This is a genomic window from Paenibacillus sp. SAF-068 (assembly GCF_051967555.1).
In the GTDB taxonomy this organism is placed as follows: Bacteria; Bacillota; Bacilli; order Paenibacillales; family Paenibacillaceae; genus Paenibacillus.
Genome location: NZ_JBQCJX010000001.1, coordinates 2,098,125 through 2,116,478 on the forward strand (window position 1 = coordinate 2,098,125; position 18,354 = coordinate 2,116,478).

At 47.9% G+C, this 18,354-nt stretch carries 13 protein-coding genes; 12 read left to right on the top strand and 1 reads right to left on the bottom strand.

What is annotated here, in order from left to right; genetic code table 11:
• The first annotated feature begins 11 nt into the window (after positions 1–11).
• The 7 genes from ACTHPG_RS09225 to ACTHPG_RS09255 all read left to right on the top strand — a co-directional run bounded on the left by ACTHPG_RS09225 (position 12) and on the right by ACTHPG_RS09255 (position 13,344).
• Complete coding sequence (locus tag ACTHPG_RS09225; RefSeq protein WP_440388852.1) at positions 12–1,550, top strand: extracellular solute-binding protein; 1,539 nt, start codon at positions 12–14, stop codon at positions 1,548–1,550.
• Positions 1,547–2,881 (top strand): Gfo/Idh/MocA family protein, encoded by a 1,335-nt coding sequence (locus ACTHPG_RS09230; protein WP_440388854.1) that lies wholly within the window; start codon positions 1,547–1,549, stop codon positions 2,879–2,881. Before ACTHPG_RS09225 ends, ACTHPG_RS09230 begins: the two co-directional genes overlap by 4 nt.
• On the top strand, positions 2,878–5,109 hold the full coding sequence (locus ACTHPG_RS09235) for a glycoside hydrolase family 88/105 protein (RefSeq protein WP_440388855.1): 2,232 nt from the start codon (positions 2,878–2,880) through the stop codon (positions 5,107–5,109). The genes ACTHPG_RS09230 and ACTHPG_RS09235 overlap by 4 nt, the downstream gene beginning before the upstream one ends.
• A gap of 87 nt (positions 5,110–5,196) precedes the next feature.
• On the top strand, positions 5,197–7,491 hold the full coding sequence (locus ACTHPG_RS09240; RefSeq protein ID WP_440388857.1) for an AraC family transcriptional regulator: 2,295 nt from the start codon (positions 5,197–5,199) through the stop codon (positions 7,489–7,491).
• A 44-nt stretch (positions 7,492–7,535) separates the two neighbouring features.
• Entirely contained in the window at positions 7,536–9,593 is a 2,058-nt protein-coding gene (locus ACTHPG_RS09245) for a glycoside hydrolase family 65 (protein ID WP_440388859.1), read from the top strand.
• 68 nt (positions 9,594–9,661) lie between these two features.
• Positions 9,662–10,807: a glycoside hydrolase family 88/105 protein gene (locus tag ACTHPG_RS09250; protein WP_440388860.1), complete on the top strand. Its 1,146-nt coding sequence runs from the start codon at positions 9,662–9,664 to the stop codon at positions 10,805–10,807.
• Positions 10,804–13,344, top strand: coding sequence for a glycosyl hydrolase family 95 catalytic domain-containing protein (locus ACTHPG_RS09255; protein ID WP_440388862.1), 2,541 nt, complete (start codon positions 10,804–10,806; stop codon positions 13,342–13,344). Before ACTHPG_RS09250 ends, ACTHPG_RS09255 begins: the two co-directional genes overlap by 4 nt.
• A 164-nt stretch (positions 13,345–13,508) precedes the next feature.
• Here ACTHPG_RS09255 and ACTHPG_RS09260 read toward each other — a convergent pair whose 3' ends face one another.
• Positions 13,509–14,321 carry a DUF817 domain-containing protein gene (locus ACTHPG_RS09260; protein WP_440388864.1) on the bottom strand — a complete coding sequence of 271 codons (813 nt, stop codon included), beginning with the start codon at positions 14,319–14,321 and terminating at the stop codon, positions 13,509–13,511.
• Between the two features lie 235 nt (positions 14,322–14,556).
• Here ACTHPG_RS09260 and ACTHPG_RS09265 point away from each other — a divergent pair, with 235 nt between their 5' ends.
• The 5 genes from ACTHPG_RS09265 (at position 14,557) to ACTHPG_RS09285 (ending at position 18,351) form a co-directional block, all read left to right on the top strand.
• Positions 14,557–14,892 carry an antibiotic biosynthesis monooxygenase gene (locus ACTHPG_RS09265; RefSeq protein ID WP_440388865.1) on the top strand — a complete coding sequence of 112 codons (336 nt, stop codon included), beginning with the start codon at positions 14,557–14,559 and terminating at the stop codon, positions 14,890–14,892.
• A gap of 133 nt (positions 14,893–15,025) precedes the next feature.
• Positions 15,026–15,370, top strand: a complete 345-nt coding sequence (locus ACTHPG_RS09270) for a YojF family protein (protein WP_440388867.1) — start codon at positions 15,026–15,028, stop codon at positions 15,368–15,370.
• 23 nt (positions 15,371–15,393) lie between these two features.
• Positions 15,394–16,068: a bacillithiol biosynthesis deacetylase BshB2 gene (bshB2, locus tag ACTHPG_RS09275; protein WP_440388868.1), complete on the top strand. Its 675-nt coding sequence runs from the start codon at positions 15,394–15,396 to the stop codon at positions 16,066–16,068.
• A gap of 316 nt (positions 16,069–16,384) precedes the next feature.
• On the top strand, positions 16,385–17,773 hold the full coding sequence (locus tag ACTHPG_RS09280) for a right-handed parallel beta-helix repeat-containing protein (RefSeq protein ID WP_440388870.1): 1,389 nt from the start codon (positions 16,385–16,387) through the stop codon (positions 17,771–17,773).
• Positions 17,770–18,351, top strand: coding sequence for a nitrous oxide reductase accessory protein NosL (locus tag ACTHPG_RS09285; protein WP_440388872.1), 582 nt, complete (start codon positions 17,770–17,772; stop codon positions 18,349–18,351). The genes ACTHPG_RS09280 and ACTHPG_RS09285 overlap by 4 nt, the downstream gene beginning before the upstream one ends.
• Positions 18,352–18,354 lie beyond the last annotated feature (3 nt).

The window sequence follows — 18,354 nt, forward strand, 5'->3', positions numbered from 1 at the left end:
GGGATGATTCCATGAGAAAACAACTGAGTCGCAAGATGATGCCGCTATTGCTCAGTCTAGCCATGCTGTTGGTCGCTGGTTGTGGATCCGCTACTACAAATTCCGGAAATGACATTGGTAACGGCGAAGGCAGTGGTGGAGCTGTAAAAGTCAAAGTATTCAAAAGCCATATGGGCGTTGGCAGCTTGCCAACTGCGGATAATCCACATGTGAAATACATCGCTGAACAGACGGGAGTCCAATATGAACTCATTACAACGCCTCCCGGTTCGGAGCCATCCGAATACTTGAACCTGATGATTGCCTCGGATGACCTGCCAGATATCCTCCGTCCGATTGGAGGCATTGAGCAGACACTGATTCAGCAGGGAGGCGCGTTGCCACTGGATGAACTGCTGCCTGAATATGCCCCCCATGTGTGGGAAAGCATTCCTCAGGAAGCTTGGGATATCGTACGCTCTGCTTCCCCTGATGGCAAAATCTATTATGTGCCCAAGGTATTTCTTGTGCCTGAACGTGCACCGTTAATTCGTCAGGATTGGGTGCATAAGGTGGGCATGGAGATGCCAAAGACCACTGATGATTATGTCGAGTTGCTCAAAGCTTTTCGTGACAAGGACCCGAATGGCAATGGGAAACCGGATGAACTGCCAACAAGCGGCAGGGAATTCGGCAGATGGATGGACCATTTGTTTGCGATGTACGGGGTAGCGATGTGGGAAGGGTATCCCGAATGGGATGAATACGATGGAAAAATCCAGTACGCTGGGACTACCGATAATATGAGGGAAGCCATCAAGTTCATTCGAATGTTATATGTGGAAAAACTGCTGGACAACGAAACCTTCCTGAACAAAGGGGAAGTGTGGCAGGCCAAAATCAATAACAACCTCGTAGGTAGCTGGTACCATTTGCCTGCAAATGTGCGGGATCGGTACAATGCGATGCTGACCCAGGCTCCAGATGCCTATATTGCAGCAATGCCGTTGCCCAAAGCCGAAGGGTTTGAAGCTTTTGTCACCCAGAAAAGCATGGGTGAACCGGAATGGATGATCCCATCCACCAAACAGGACAATGCGCCAAATGCGCTGAAGCTGTTGGATTTCTTTTACAATCCTGAAAATGATGAGTTTGGTCGCTTTGGTCTTGAGGGTGAGCAGCATGAAGTCAAGGATGGACGCAAAGTCATTCTTCCACCTGCTGACAACAAACCGCTTGCCTTGGGTATGAAGAATCTAACTACAGCAGAAGACATGAATAAGCGAATTGAGGAGACATATCCGGAAGATCAGCAGCAAATGGTCAAAGACATGTTCAAAGTCAGCACGGCCGATGCACGGCAAATTGCAGGTGACGGTCTGCCTGCCTCTGTGTATGAAGGTTTTCCTGATATCCAGTCTCACAAGTTGTTTCAAGAGGTATTGACCAAGATTGTCATCGGCGAGCTACCGATTGAGGCTTATGATGAATATGTGAAGAAATGGAATGCTTCCGGGGGAGAAGTGGTCACCCAGCGTGTACAGGAATGGTATGAGAAGGTGAGAAAATGAAAAAAAGATATGCCCTATGCGGGGTCAGCGGCAGAGCATTGGGACAATTTGCAAAACCAATTCATGAGCTGTTCTCTCATAGTTCAGAGGTTGTCGCCCTGCTGGATAGCGATCCTGCACGGTTTGAAGTCTATCGCGCCCGTTTTCCTGAGCACACAGAAGTACCGGTATATGGAACTTCGGATTTCGAGGTCATGGTCCATGAGACGCGGCCTGACTGTATCATCGTGGCTGGCAGGGACGATACTCATGCCCACTATATTGTTGCCGCGTTGGAGCGGAATCTCGATGTTATCACCGAAAAGCCGATGACAACTACTGGAGCTGATGCCAGACGCATTCTGGAAGCAGAAGCAAGGAGTAAGGGCAACGTCATCGTAACCTTCAATTATAGGTATATGCCAATACACATGCGCATCAAGGAAATGATCCAGGAGGGCAAGCTTGGGCGCATCACGTCCATAGACCTGAACTGGTATATCGATACCCATCACGGCTCCAGTTATTTTAAACGCTGGAACCGTGAGCGAGCATTCTCGGGAGGTCTGTCGGTCCATAAAAGTACTCATCACTTTGATCTCGTCCAGTGGTGGATCAATCAAAAGCCGGTTGAAGTTTTTGCTTATGGAGCACTGAACTTTTATGGGGCTGAAGGAGAATGGAATCCAGCGCAGGAGGACGGCAGACATTGCCGTACATGTAATGTCTCAGAAGATTGCGCCTATTATTCACGCTGGACATCCCGCAGTCGTCAGATCCGGGTACCGGATGATCATCTGAACCTGCTCGGTACAGCAAGCCAAAAGGATTTTCCGTACACATCATACCGTCCTGACCAGTGTATCTTCGATTCCACCATTGAGATTGAAGATACGTATGCTGCAACTGTTAAATATAGCGGAGGTGTGCTGATGAGTTATTCGGTCAATTTCTCGCTTCCATACGAGGGTTACCGTCTGGCGGTAAATGGCACGAAGGGCAGGCTGGAAACATTGGAGTATCATATGCCGGCCCGGACGCCTTTTCCCACACCCGTCCAGACGATCGATTACTTTCCGCTCTTTGGTTCAAAAGAAACGATCCATGTTGTTCATCGTGAAGGCGGACATGGAGGAGGAGATCCACTTCTGCTGGAGGATATTTTCCTCGGCGAAGATAAGAGACGCCCTTACCGAATTCTGTCTGGCGCTGAAGACGGCGCTTATTCCGTTGCCGCTGGAGAAGCAGTGTGGCGATCTGTGGAAGAGCATCGGCCTATTTCCATAGACGAAGTGCTGGGTGGTTGGAACAGCAGAGTGCCCACTCCACAAAGGGAGGGAGAAGCGACATGACCAGACATGGTTATTTTGAACCGGAGGAGAGTATGGCTTATCAGAGTGGTGGAGACATTATGCACGCTCTGATGAGCATTGCGGGAAGGTATATTGGAGCTAATCCACCGCATCCGCCGGTTTACAGAGTGAGTAGAGTAGGTATCGTACGCAAGTGTGATGATCACCGCTATGACTTTCCACTGGAGGATATATTCCCCCACATGCAGAGAAATCAACAGGTCTATGCGTGGGCCAAACTGTGGAGTGACAACGATCAGGATTTTATTTTTCATATCACCTGCTTCGGACCTGTAAGGCTATATCATAATGGCGTGTTGATCTATGGTTCGGCAGCTGAAGAGGAGTATCCAGCGAATCCTGTTCTGAAACTGAAATGTGGATTGGTTAAAGGCTGGAATCATTTCGTTCTTGAACTCAAATTAGGTGAAAAGGGGGGAGGTGCCCAGTTTGGGACCGGCTCCCGGAAGAACAAACCACTTCACTTCATTGTGCCTTCGCTGGAACGAGATGGGGAAGAAGGCTGGCTCTACAGCGAGCCTTTGGATTTTCCGTTGTCGGAAATTCCTTCTGGCCCCATGCGAGAGAAGGCCACTGGCGTTAACTGGTTGCCTCAGGAGGAAGACCCTGAGAAGGCATCGCCTTATGGACAGTTGGCACGGATGTATGAACTGACCAGCGGCATGTCTGCGTATGCATGGACGAAGATAGGTGGTACGAAATGTGGCAAGGAGACTGTGCTAATCTCTGGTGAGGCCTACAGCCCAATTGAATTCTCGGTGGAGGGCAAGGTGGTATTCCATCAAGAGCATGCCGGACGCTTTCGCTTCGAACTGCCATTGTCAGCTGGCGTGCAAGATCTGACAGCGAACTGTGTAGGTGGAGACCGGGATTGGGGATTCCGTATGGATGCAACTACAGATGAGATGTTGACACCCGCACTGGATGTGAAGGGGCACAGAGGCAAGTGGCTGTACCTGGGTCCTTTTCAAGCGGAACAGGAGATTGATTTGGCTTCCTGCCAGAAGATGAAGCGGACTGCTCGTAGCGGAACAGGTGAAGACGTATACTGGCGAACAGAGCTGCCAGACGGAGAGGTACGTCCATTTCTGGAAAATGAATGGTTCGGCCGATGGAACTATCCCCTGGGCGTCACGTTATACGGATTGCTTCAGCTTGGCAAAGCGGGTCAACGATCGGATATTCGAGATTACGTGCTGAATCACATTGAATTTGCCTCTTCACGTTTCAGCTACTCCTTATGGGACAGAGAACGTTATGGTGCAGCTGGGCTGAATAATCAGCTCTCCCATATCGACAGCCTGGACGACTGTGGATCTTTCGGCGCCACCATGCTGCTTGCCGATCGGGAACGCAAGTTGGACGGCGTTTCAGAGGCGGCAGCTCATATCGCGGACTATATTTTGCATCAACAGTCCCGTCTGGAAGATGGCACTTTATACCGCAAGATTGGTGTCTCCAGATCAATGGATAACACGATGTGGTGTGATGATCTGTATATGAGCATCCCGTTCCTGTGTAGATACGCCGAATGGTCGGGTGACGATAAGCTGCTGGATGAAGCGGCAAGACAGGTTCTTTTGTATAAAAAGTATCTGTATATTCCAGAGCGTCAAATCATGTCCCATGTATTCGATGTGGAGCGAGGTGAGCCAACACGGACCCCTTGGGGCCGAGGCAACGGCTGGGTATTGTTCTCTTTGTCGGAGCTGCTGACGGCCCTTCCTCATGACCATCCATCCTATACAGTTCTCATTCAGTTCTACAGGGAATTGTGTGAAGGGTACTTGGTATTGCAGGGCAGAAACGGACTGTGGCATCAGGTATTAACGGACCCGGAGTCGTATGAGGAAACATCCTGTACTTCCATGTTCATCTATGCGTATGCCCGAGGGGTGCGAAAGGGTTGGCTTTTAGATCCAAAACCCTATGCACAAGCGGTGTATCAAGGGTGGAAGGGGCTATCGGAGCGTACAATTGATAAAAGAGGCAATGTATACGGCGTATGTCGTGGCTCCAGCTACTCCTTCACAAATCACTATTACAAGCATGAGCTGGGTTGGAATCTGAATGATACCCATGGGATCGGCATTGTACTTCTTGCTGGGCTTGAAACTATTGCCATGCAAGAATGGCAGACAAACACGCCGGTTTTCACTGCGGAAAGGGTCGGAACACCGGGGAAATTGGAGAAATCATCTTTTTAGAGGGAGAAAATAGGCTGTTGGACCGGGTCGTATTGGGCATATGGGAACGGTATAATATCGGTATATTGCATATGAGGTGGGATAATTGTGACCCTTTCCTTCTTGAAGTGGCTAAAATTCAATGTCACCAATACCCAGACCCGGCTGCTGCTGATTCTGACTGTTGTTGTCTTCATGATTATTATTGCGGTGGGGATGACGACGTATTATTCTTCCAAATCGGTGTTACAGCAGGAATTAAGTGAGCCGCAACACCAGATGCTGCGTATCAGCATGAATGATATTGATGAAGTGATCCGGGAAAGTGACCAGATTGCGGTGAAAATTGCACTGAACAGTAATGTATACCGATTTCTCACCAATGAAGTACAGGGATCATACCGCAATATTACGGAACTGGTACAATTTCTGGAAACCTTAATCAGTAGTACGTCTTTTATTAAGAGCGCTTACATTTTTGATATGAATCGAGAAAGCATCGTTGCCTTTCCACAAGGCTACAGCTCCAGCAAGGTTAATTTCCCGGATTCGGATTGGGTTAGCGTTGCCGATGAACTTGAAGAGCGTCCCATGCTGGTCAAGCAACGTGAGATTTCCACTTCTTCTGGTGCATCCATGCCGCAAATTACACTTTACCGAAAAATAATGATCGCTGGCGAGTTGAAAGGGATTATCGCAGTTAATTTCATGACAGAGAAGATGTTCGAGCACATGCTGCTCTCATCCGTCTCCGACCTTGACAGCCATCGGTTCATCCTCGATACCAACAACCAGCCTTTATATGATCTCGGCAATTATGCTGTCGGAGAGGAAGCGGTCAGTCATGTACTCACCCAACTGGATGGTGAAAAGCTTGGTGAGTTTAAACATGAAGGTAAGCTTTTACTGGCTTCACAGACCATTTCACCTTACACCGGATGGCGTTATCTGTCCGTGATATCACAAGACAGTCTCCTGGCTAATGCACAGAAGATCCGCAATATTGTTTTTATCGTATCTTTGTTGGCTCTTGTAGCAGGAGCTGTTACGATCACAGTTTACAATGCAGCTGCTTTTAGACCGGTAAGACGCATGAGACAACTGCTCACCGGGTACGACCAGGAGAGAATCCATCCGGAGCAGATTGATCTGGAGAAAATAACGGGGCAATTGCTAACGGATCATGCTCAGCAGGCCATCAATCTCAGGCAGACCCTTCCGGAAGCTTCATCCAAATTTCTGACGGATATCTATAACGGACATATGACAGGAAGTCGGGAAATTAGCGAGAAATGGTGCCGTTATTTCAAGGATTGGAGCGATGAGCCACTCTCTATTGCCATGTTGTCGATTGATAATTATAAGGCCTGGTGTGAGCGCTTTACGAAGTCAGATCACTCCCTGCTGAAATTTGCCATTGGTAATATCATAGCTGAACTGTTGTCTGGACAATGGCGGGTGTTATCAGCCGATCTGGGCAGAGACCGGATGCTCGTGATGCTTCAACCGCTTCATTCTGGCGGTAGCAAGAGCATAACGACAGCAATACGAGAGAAAATTGGCATGATTCCTCGCTTGCTCAAGTTTCAGGTGTCGAGCGGCGTAAGCGGGGGGCACGACGGATTCATGCGACTTCAGCGAGCTATGCATGAGGCGGAACGTGCGCTGGATTACAGATTCTACCTGGGGTATGAACGAGTTATTTCGTTTGACGAGATCTCGGGGCCGCAACCAACCGAGAACACATTGGAAGAACTTGAATTCATGACTCAATTGACGGAAACCGTCGAAGCAGGCAGGGGTGAAGAAGCCCTGAGGACTTTTGACAAGATAGTTGGTCGAATGACCAACGAGCAATGGCATCCTTCATCGGCGCTGGCCTTTCTTGAAGCTGTTGCAGCTACACTTGAACGAATTCGCCTGAAGCGCGAGACAGAAGGTTTCGGACTCGAAATGGTGGATATGCGGACCATGCATCTGGAGGCTGTCTGTGAAGTGCTACGAAGTCAGATCGAAGTTCTGGCTGATTGGTTCGGGAGCCTCATGCTCAGCAAGGATTTCATAATTTGCCAACGGATGATTGCGTTTATGAACAAGCACCTGGAAGACCCGGTAAGCATTCAGGAGATTGCGGAGCATGCCGGAATCGGAAGCAGTTTGGCAAGCCAGTTGTTCAAGCAGGAAATGGGCGATACCATCCACGGATATTTTACCAAGCTTCGTATGGAACGCGCCTGTAAACTATTGCTGGATACAGATTACAGAATTTCCGAGATCGCAACGATGGTAGGTTATCAGCATGAGAACAGTTTTATTCGGGTGTATCGAAAATACAAGGACATTACACCGGGTAAGTACAGAGAAATAATGCGAAGCCGGAGGGGGGCACTACAGGAATCTTGACCCATACTTGAACGCGATAAAATGACAAGGAGGCAGAGCCATTGATGGATCGACATTCAGTCGTCACCAGGAATCATCCGGTATTAACGGAGCTTGAGCCGAGATCACCTTTATCAGTAGGTAATGGAGAATTTGCATTCAGTGCTGATTTTACGGGACTCCAGACGTATCCAGATCTGTATGAGATACCTCTTGGTACACAATCCAACTGGGGTTGGCATTATACGGGAAGTCATCATGTATTCGGGGATAAGGATATTGTCTATCAGGCATTTGAGACATATGGCCGAAAAGTGCCTTATCCCATGAAGCCGGAAGATAAGGAGGAAGCCTATCACTGGCTTAGGCAGAACCCGCATCGACTTCAACTTGGACGCGTTTCGTTTCGTCTGCTGGGAGAAGATGGTCAGGAGACGGACGTCACCCATGTCGTTCCGGTACGCCAGGAATTGAATCTATGGACCGGAATTCTGCATAGTGAATTTACCGTGGAGGGGGAGGAAGTGCGTGTAGAGACAGCCTGTGACCCACGGCTTGATTGTATCGCCATTCGTGTACAATCCGAATTAATCCGTAAACAGCGTCTACAACTGTTTGTTGTATTTCCGTCTCCTGATATGACACACCGGAGCTGGTCAAAATCAGTATTCCCCGACTGGAAGAAACATGACAGGCATTCTACTGTGCTGACATCGGTCACTTCGACTTCCGCATCGTTGAAACGTGTGCTGGATGAAGATGAGTATGCATTGGAATGGATCTGGGACGCAGGCCAACTGGAACAGACGGGAACTCACGAATTCACACTATCTCCCAAGGCCATACCAAACTCGGACATCTGGTCGTGCAGTGTAGCTTTTGCTGCACATAAGCCGGAAACCTTGCCAGCAGATACAGTGTTGCGATCAAGCTCGGTCCACTGGAATCAGTTCTGGAATGATGGCGGAGTGATTGATTTTGAAGGCAGTTCAGATCCGCGTGCCGCTGAACTGGAGCGTAGAGTGGTCCTATCCCAGTTCCTGAGTGCGGTGCACAGTGGTGGGTCCATGCCACCACAAGAGACCGGATATATGTATAATAGCTGGTTCGGAAAAATGCATCTGGAGATGCATTGGTGGCATGCAGCGCATTTTCCGCTCTGGAATCGGACCGATCTGTTGTGCAAGAGTATGGACTGGTATCTGACCATCCTGCCAGAAGCACACGAACTGGCACGCTCTCAAGGTTATGTCGGAGCGCGATGGCCTAAAATGGTGGGTTATAACGGGCATCAGACTCCGTCGCCAGTAGCTCCGGGATTGATCTGGCAGCAACCACATCCCATGGCACTAGCTGAGATGTGTTATCTGTCCCGGCCTGACCCTGCTATATTAACAAGGTATCAGGATATCGTATTTGAGGCGGCTGACTTTATGGTGTCCTATGCCCATTGGGATGGGATAAGGCAAGCGTATGTGCTGGGTCCGCCGCTTATCCCTGCGCAGGAGAATCACCCCATGAACGATAGTTTGAATCCGCCCTATGAACTGGAGTACTGGAAATTCGGTTTGGAGATAGCCATCCTTTGGGCAGAGCGTTTGAATCATCCAGCCAATCCAGACTGGCGAAGAGTGGCTTCGCATATGGCTAAACCTCGGCATGAGAACGGAGTTTATCTCGCACACGAGAATTGTCCGGACACTTACACTGATAAAAACCATGATCATCCCTCGATGGTTGGAGCACTTGGAGTACTGCCAGGTTCATTAATCGATCCGGAGATCATGAGAAATACGTTGCACAAGGTCAAAGAATGCTGGGACTGGGAATCTGCCTGGGGTTGGGATTTTCCGATGTGTGCAATGACAGCAGCCAGATTAAATGAGCCGGATCTCGCAGTCGATTTCCTGTTGATGGATGCTACAAAGAACACGTACTTGCCTAACGGACACAACTATCAGAGAGCAGGGTTGTGGGCTTATCTTCCCGGGAACGGTGGTCTGTTAACCGCTGTTGCCATGATGGCTGCTGGCTGGACAGGGGCAGAAGAACAAGCGAATCCGGGATTTCCGCGGGATGGAAGCTGGAGTGTGAGATGGGAAGGTCTTCATCCTTTGATGTAATCGTCAGGACGTTAAACCCTCGAAATAACGGGTCAGATGGCATAACTTATCCGAAGGAGGATTTCGATATGGTTGGAACTTCGACAAAGTCAGTGTCACAGGAACGCAGAATGTCTGTCAAAATAGCAGATACCTTGCTTTCCGAATGCCAGAATGGCAATCACCCCAAGATTGCAGGCAAATGGGGCTATGTAGGGGGGATGACGCTGATGGCACTGGAGCGCGCCGCTGAATGGAATCAGGAATCTCTCTATGCCGAACTTGTTCAGCGTCACATGGATGACCTCATCGAGAATGACGGCACAATTCGAACCTATCAATTAAATGATTACAACCTGGATATGATCAATGAAGGCAAAAATCTGTTCAGTCAGTGGAAGAAATCCGGCAATAACAAGTATGTTAAGGCGATTCTGCATCTCGTTGACCAGCTTAAAGGACAGCCCCGGACAAGTGAAGGTGGATTCTGGCATAAGAAGATATATCCGTTTCAGATGTGGCTGGATGGCATTTATATGTCATCACCCTTTCTGGCGGAATATGCGAACACCTTTGATCATCCAGAGAGCTTCGATGAAGTGGCCCGACAGATTTTGTTGATCGAGCGAAAGACCCGTAATCCGCAGAATGGCCTACTCCATCATGCCTGGGATGAGAGCAGGGAACAACGTTGGTGCGATCAAGCTACTGGTCGATCATTTCATGTCTGGGGCCGGGCCATGGGATGGTATGCAATGGCCGTGGTGGATGTACTGGAGTACTTTCCCGTGGATCACCCACAGCGAGGACAGATCATGGGCATATTTGAACGAATGGCCTACGCGATTGCTCATGCTCAGGATCATGATAGTGGACTCTGGTACCAAGTCATGGATCAGAACGGCAGGGCGGGTAATTATCTGGAAGCCTCTGCTTCCTGCATGCTGACCTATGCGCTTGCGAAAGGCCTCAGGTTACATTATTTAGCTGAATTGGACCGTGAAGTTGTTGATCATGCCTATGCTGGAATATTGAAGCAGTTAGTCACTGAAGATGAAAAAGGGGTGCATCTGCACCACATCTGTCATGGTGCCGGACTCGGCGGGAAGAAGTATCGGGACGGTTCTTATGAATATTACATCAGTGAACAGGTCGTTAGCGATGTGCAGATGGGCGTAGCCCCATTCTTGCTAGCCAGTATAGAGATGGAGAGACTTAGGGCGGAAAAAGCGTGAACCAACACACTAATCACACAGACACTACAGGCATACGGCCGGACAGGAACAAGTTGTTGCTAAAATATCCTTCTTCCTGGTGGCAAGGGTTGTGGCGAGAAGCGCTTCCTTCCGGAAACGGTAAGCTTGGTGCTTCAGTGCAAGGCGGAATTCAGACGGAAACTGTGCTCTTGCAGCACAGTGAATTATGGCATTGGGGGCGCAAAGATGAACTGCCCGATGTCAGTCATACCTTATCAGAAACCCGTAAGTTAATGGATGAGGAACGATATTTGGAGGCAAGCTGGCATCTGACCCGTACACTGCAAGCAGAAGGTTACGCGTCCAAGTTGTCTTCCCGATATCCACTGGCTACAATGACGGTGGAAATGAAGTGTAATAACGCTTTTCGCAAATATCGGCGGGAACTGGATATGGACACAGGGGAAGTTCAGGTGCGCTGGCAGGACGGAAGTGACAACTATACAAGAAGTCTGTTCGTCTCGCGTGCAGACGATTGTGTTGTCTATGAGATCGAGACTCATAGAGTGAAAGATGGAACAAGTGCGCAGGGAACAGATTCGGCTGAGCATTCATTGCTGTCGGGGACGATAGGCCTGCATTTTCCGCTGGGCGACAGGGTGAGAGAAGATGAGGAGTTCAACGCACTAAAGTCGTCTATAACGATAAGAATTGATCGGGATGATAGTGGAGACTATCTGTGCTATGGCGGGCAAAATGACGATGGACAGGACTACGGAGCGGTGCTGCGACTGATCCAATTGAACGAAATACGTGGTGTGAGTCATGATCAACAAAAGGAAAGCGAACCTAACGAAGACATGCTTAGCAGGCAACTTCATTTCCAGACCTCTGGAAAAGTGCTTGTGCTTGTTAAAATGTTTGCTACGGGCAGACGAGCGCAGGAATGGACACGGTTGAAGCAGGAACTCGCATCGCTTGAGAGCGACTACAATACGTTGCTGGATCGGCATATCTCACTGCATCAACCGTTGTTTCGGTCCGCTGAGCTTGATCTGGGTGATAAAACGGATGACGGGCGCTGTAATGAAGACTTACTTCTGGAAGCCTATGAAGGTGAAGCACCTACAGGGTTTGTGCGCAAGATGTGGGCCTATGGTCGATATCTATTTATCAGCGGAACCTCTGAACATAGCGGATTGCCATTTGGATTATACGGCTTGTGGGGTGGTGATTATCGCTTGATCTGGGGTCACAATATGGCGAATGAGAATGTGCAAATGATGTATTGGCACACCGACGTGGGTGGCTTATCCCATCTGAATCGTTCGTTGTTCCGCTATTACAATGGATTAATGGATGACTTTCGCAACAATGCTCGCAAGTTATACGGCTGCCGAGGGATTTACATTCCCGCTGGAACAACACCGGGTATCGGTGTGCCTAACCAGATTGTTCCGGTAATTATGAACTGGACCGGAGCAGCAGGATGGATCGCCAGGCATTATTATGCACATTATCAGTTCACTGGAGATAAGCAGTTTCTGCTCGAGGAAGCCCTGCCTTTCATGAAGGAGGCTCTTCAGTTCTATGAAGATTTTCTGGTGCTGGGTGAAGACGGAAAATACAAGATATACCCGTCTGTTTCGCCAGAGAATACACCTGAGAATTTTATGCCTAAGCATGGACAGCCACTGGCACATCCTATGCCTACAGCCATTAATGCCACCATGGACATTGCTATTATTAAAGAACTGCTACAGCATGTCATTGCAGCAAGTCGTCTAGCTGGATTGCATACGACTAAGATTTCGTGCTGGGAAGCCATGCTGGAGCATATGCCCGACTATCTAATTGAAGCAGAGGGAGCTGTGAAAGAATGGCTGCATCCTGCGTTTGAAGATCGACGTGATCATCGTCATCTTTCGCACCTGTATCCTGTTTTTCCAGGACAGGAGGTCACCCGTGAGGAACAGCCAGAACTGTTCCAAGCGTTCGAGAGAGCAGTTGTTCAGCGAAGGCTTGGTGCTCAGAGTGGTTGGTCCCTTGCACATATGTCGTCCATATATGCTCGACTTGGCAATGGTGAGCGAGCGCTGGAAAGTCTCGATATTCTTGCGCGCTCCTGTGTTCTGAGTAATGGGTATACCTTGCATAATGACTGGCGCAATATGGGGGTATGTATGTCCATGCCCGCTGCTCCAATTCAGCTGGATGCCAATATGGGCTGGGTTAATGCAGTACAGGAAATGCTGCTCTATGTGTCAGAACTATGGATCAAGCTGCTGCCGGCTTTGCCAGAACGCTGGGTACGAGGTTCCATACACGGCTGGCGTATTCCCGGAGGTAGTCTGTCCTGTACATGGGATCAGAGCTCTGGTTTGTTCCGGGCAGAAATCAGCGCCTGTCGCCGGATCATGACGAAGCTTCATATTCCTGAATGGGTAAAAGCATGCGAGATGCTCAGTAGAAATGCCTGCCTATGTGAACCTGATGAGAATGGCATCTATGAGCTTGAGATTGAAGCTGGAGGGGAACTCATTCTGGAGCAGATAGCATCTGGACATATGCAATAAAAAGTCCACATTAGGAACCTTGTTACGTAGCAATTATCAGTTGCTGCGAATACTTTCAAAGTACTGAACAGTTTGAAGAGCAAAAACAGCGGCACTCAAAGACTTATTTTCCAGTCTAGAAGTGCTGCTGTTTTTGTGATAAGGGGATGTAATGTCTCGTCAGGCTATGATTCATCTGTTGTTCGATTGGCCTTCACATATTTGAGCTGCGCAACGATGATGACGCTGATGATCACCAGCAGGAACCACGAACTGATCTTACTGAAGCTAACCAGTTGCCAGGCATCATGCTGATCAGGATATTTCCAGGCATTGAAGAATGTAGCGATGTTCTCTGCAGTCCAGATGAAGAAACCGACAATGATAAATGCGAGCGATAACGGCATTCGATAGGTCGTTGCCCGTACCCGGTAGATAATCCACGTTTTCCAGAAAACAATAAATACTAGCGCCGTCAACCACCAGCGAAAATCGGGAATAAAATGATGGGTAAAAAAGTTGATATAGATGGCTGCTCCGAGCAGAACTGAAGGTAATAAACCAGGCCATCCGGTCATGTCCATGCGCAGTCTTCGCCACACCTGACACATAAAACTGGATACACTTGCATACATAAATCCACTATACAGAGGGACACCAAGGATTTTCGTGTAGGCTTGCTCAGGGTATGACCAAGATCCCATCCATACTTTATAGATTTCCAGCACCAGGCCAATAATGTGAAATACACAGATGACCTTGATTTCATCCCGGGTTTCCAAGCCGCTTCGATACATCAGATACTGCACACCAAGCAATACGAGCAGAATGGCATCATATCGATGCAGGAAAGGAATCGGGATTACGCTGGAGAGAGCCAATGTTCCAAAGATCGCTACAGGAAATATGCAGCTCATGGCCTGATGATAGCCAAAATGAAGTAGTTGTATTAGAGGTTTCAATTCAAGTGTAACTCCTTTCCAAGCACGTTTGAGCATAATTCAATGATATGATTTAAGGGTGTTCATCGTGGGCGTATTTTTGCCTACACTCCATAATATAGAGTTCATCGGTGAATAAAAAGAGAAAAAAACGTGCTAATCTGTTCTTGTTTTCAAATGAAATCGACTCCCTTTCGTTGATAATGATTTTCAATTAGATTAAAATAAGAGAATAAAAAGTTCACATGTCTCGTATAACGCTAGGCATGTGACTCTACCAGGAGGAATGAATATGTTGATTCAAACTCGAAGCATCATTGTCAAAAAAGGAAATAGCGATAAGATCGTGGAACGTTTCAGTGGTCCAACTCCTGTTGTGGACATGCCCGGTCTGATTGACTTTAGTGTCATGGTCAACAAGAAAAGTACAGAGAACGAGGAAGTGATGGTCATCATTCGCTGGGAATCGGAAGAAGCATGGAAGAATTGGGAGAAAAGTGATGTACATATCAAAGGACACCGTGAGAAGAGAACAGAGGAGAAACCTGATTATCTGATCAGTACGACCGTAAATATGTATCAGGTACAGACCGTGAAGACCGGCAGCGGTTCCGAACAAGCGTTGTAAGCGGACACCATTCTTGGAGTGGGCTGGTTCTAACAGAAAGCTACATGAGATGGCGAAGCGTCATTCCGTGTATATTCTTGCGTAGTTATGTTAAAATGAAATTCTTACAATTACATTAGACAAGGAGGCCGCTATGCAACCGATACAACCTCAAGACATTCAGCTCCGGATCAATGAACTTGCTGATCAGGACATATACGTACACCTCGAACTCACATCAGGAGCGTATGCACATCACTACGACAGTTCGAAGCATCCGGCATCGGCATTCATTTCCAATGCGGCCATACGATATACGCAGGGGTCCATTTCCGGTACGGGTCCATACCGGGTTGGTCTAAAAACAACTCAGGGATGGATATACGCCGAAGGCCTTACACATATTGACGAACAGGACCAAGAAAGACTGATTCTGGCTGGTCACGACACCCAGGGCAAGCTGGTTGTGGCATTACAACTGAGTCGGGAAATGTTCTGAAGAAAGCGGAGGATCAAATAACGATGAAAACTATAGATAATGAGCATGAGCGCATCTTGGTGGTGTATCCTCACCCTGATGATGAAGCTTTCTCGGTGTCCGGAACATTAGCCAAGTACATAGAAGGTGGCTCTCACGTTACCTATGCTTGTCTAACATTGGGCGAGATGGGACGTAACATGGGGATTCCTCCTTTTGCTAACCGCGTCACATTGCCTGAAATCCGCAAACAAGAACTGATTGAAGCTTCCGCAGCTATTGGAATTCAGGATTTAAGAATGCTTGGTTTCCATGATAAAATGATTGAATTCGAAGACCCGAAACTGCTGGACGACAGCATAATGGCACTGCTTAAGGAACTGAATCCATCCCTTGTGATTACTTTCTACCCGGGGTTCAGTGTACATCCCGATCATGATGCGACGGGAGAAGCCGTCATTCGCACGATTAGTCGTCTTCCTGTGGGAGAGCGTCCACTGGTTCATTGCGTTGCATTTGCCCATAACCAGGAACAGTTCATTGGTAAAGCGGATGTAATCGTTGATGTATCTGGATTTTTGAAACAAAAAATGGCGTCAATCCGGGCCCATCGTTCACAGTTTCAGGCAGCGGAGCTTGTCGGGGATCGAGAGTTGAATCAAGAAGAGATCCAGGCCCGTTTCGGAAGAGAAACATTCTGGACCTACCCATTTGCTTAACACCATTACGTAGAAGTCGCCAATTTGGCGGCTTTTTTGTTTACATCACAATATCGACACAAAAATGTAGGGTCTATAGCCTGATTGAGCTATATGGAATAAATACCATTTTAAGTACACTGTGAACAGGATTGTGATAACGCTTCATTTATTGCGTCGCTTCAATGGATGAGGAACATGGAGGGTTGATGCGGAGTGGAAAGGAGGGATGGTGTGTACAACCAACGTATACTTGGGGTAAACGAAAGACCTGTTGAACACAATGCCACAGCAATGAGCATCTGCAACAAGGAGCTGGAATTGCGCAGGAAGTTACATGCGTAATCCTTGGGTGAAGTTAGGCACATTCGACTGCTGCAGGAAGAGTCGGGTTCGGGGATTGATTTTTCTAATTGGCATGATGATTTTCTTATTATTTTTCCCGCATGGTGAGGCAATGGCTGGCTCCGGCGAGCGTGATCTCATTCCCCTTCAGCCTATAATTGACCGTTCTGCACCTGGAGATATCATTCATCTTGCATCAGGCCGATATTCCGGCCCTGTAACGATTGATAAGAACATCACCATTCAGGGTGATCCTACGGTCATAGTTGTGAATGAGAAAACCACCTCTACGATAACCATTCAGTCGGATGGGGTGAAGTTGAGCGGGTTTACAATTGAGCATAATGCGAATGAACAGACCGCAGCGATTCAGGTTGAAGGTGAAAAAAGTGAAATCACGGATCTGCATATTCAGACCCAGGGTTATGGGATGATCATTCGGAATTCGATTCATGCGACGATTCAGCGGAACCACATTACTTGGGTCGGGTCTGATTCTGCAACCAGCAGCCAGAAGGGCAATGGTATTGATCTGTACAACTCCCACGACAGCTACATTGAAGATAACGAGATCACCGGCATGAGGGATGGAATCTATCTGGAGAACAGTCGCAAGTCTACTGTGCAAAATAACAGGCTGTCACATACAAGGTACGGCATCCACTGTATGTACATTGACGGCTCTTCTGTCATGGACAATACCGGAGAGCACAACATGACAGGTGCCATGATTATGGGCGTCAAGAATACGGTTATATCGGGGAATTCTTTTCGCAAACAGAGTACCAATGTTCACTCCCAAGGGATTCTATTGTATGACGTACATCAATCCTCTGTTCATAACAATGTAGTGGAGGGTAATCGTGTCGGCATGAATATTGCAGAATCCTCTGGCAATGAGATCCGTGGCAATGCGGTGCTTCGGAATTTTATTGGCATCCAGCTGGTTCTAGCAGAAGCTAACGAGTTTACACGTAACCGAATGGTGTCTAATGTCATCGAAGCTTCCGCGCTGGATAGCCCGAATAATCTCCTGATGGAGAACTACTGGGATTCCTTTCAGGGACTTGACCTGAATCAGGATGGAATCAGTGAAATTTCTTATGCCATCAATCCTTTTTATGAGCAACTGGTCAGTCGAAATTCAGCGTATCAGCTCTTTTTCCAATCGCCGGGCATGGTCTTTCTGAGTGACTTGTTTACAGAAGGCAGAGAACAATGGACTACCGACAATTCGCCACGAATGAGCGTGGATACGGGATCTGATCTGAACATGTCAATGGAAAGGGCAGCATGTTCCAATGTGGTGTGGATCCTTGGTTTAATTCTGTTGGGTATGGCAACTTTTATAATCATCTATATGGGGGTATTACGAAAATGAACAAAAGCTTGAACAGAAGATGGACATTGGTCATGGTACTTATGTTTGGCATGGTACTGTTAACCGCTTGCGGAACAAAATACGCGGCATTGCCGATCAATGAGGACGTGGATATCTGTGCGATCTGTAAAATGCAGGTGAAGGACGATGCGTATGCAACCCAGCTCACTACGAAAGACGGCCAAAATTACAAGTTCGATGACATCGGGTGCATGAACCAGTGGAAAAAAGAAAATGGCACGGACAACATCGGCATGGACTATGTACGTGATTACAATGATAAAGAATGGATTGAATACAGCAAAGCCACGTATGTATACGATGCTTCATTGCGCACGCCTATGGCCTATGGAATTCTTAACTTTAAGGACAAGCCTTCGGCCGAAGCTTTTATTGCAGAGCAAGGTGTAGGAACCATTATGACCGCTGAGGATCTTGCTTCTCATGACTGGAAACAGAATACAGAGAACATGGACATGATGGGTGAACATGGACATGATGCACACGGACATGGTGAAGAAGGGGCAAGTGAGGGAACACACCAGGAAGGTGAGATGGAAGAAGAGTCGGGTCACTAGGTA

Bases quoted from the DNA above. Each gene is read 5' to 3' on its own strand.
- ACTHPG_RS09265 (WP_440388865.1), top strand. From the start codon at position 14,557: ATGTTGATTCAAACTCGAAGCATCATTGTCAAAAAAGGAAATAGCGAT.
- ACTHPG_RS09225 (WP_440388852.1), top strand. From the start codon at position 12: ATGAGAAAACAACTGAGTCGCAAGATGATGCCGCTATTGCTCAGTCTA.
- ACTHPG_RS09230 (WP_440388854.1), top strand. From the start codon at position 1,547: ATGAAAAAAAGATATGCCCTATGCGGGGTCAGCGGCAGAGCATTGGGA.
- ACTHPG_RS09260 (WP_440388864.1), bottom strand. From the start codon at position 14,321: ATGCTCAAACGTGCTTGGAAAGGAGTTACACTTGAATTGAAACCTCTA.
- ACTHPG_RS09235 (WP_440388855.1), top strand. From the start codon at position 2,878: ATGACCAGACATGGTTATTTTGAACCGGAGGAGAGTATGGCTTATCAG.
- ACTHPG_RS09245 (WP_440388859.1), top strand. From the start codon at position 7,536: ATGGATCGACATTCAGTCGTCACCAGGAATCATCCGGTATTAACGGAG.
- ACTHPG_RS09280 (WP_440388870.1), top strand. From the start codon at position 16,385: ATGCGTAATCCTTGGGTGAAGTTAGGCACATTCGACTGCTGCAGGAAG.
- ACTHPG_RS09250 (WP_440388860.1), top strand. From the start codon at position 9,662: ATGGTTGGAACTTCGACAAAGTCAGTGTCACAGGAACGCAGAATGTCT.
- bshB2 (WP_440388868.1), top strand. From the start codon at position 15,394: ATGAAAACTATAGATAATGAGCATGAGCGCATCTTGGTGGTGTATCCT.
- ACTHPG_RS09285 (WP_440388872.1), top strand. From the start codon at position 17,770: ATGAACAAAAGCTTGAACAGAAGATGGACATTGGTCATGGTACTTATG.
- ACTHPG_RS09270 (WP_440388867.1), top strand. From the start codon at position 15,026: ATGCAACCGATACAACCTCAAGACATTCAGCTCCGGATCAATGAACTT.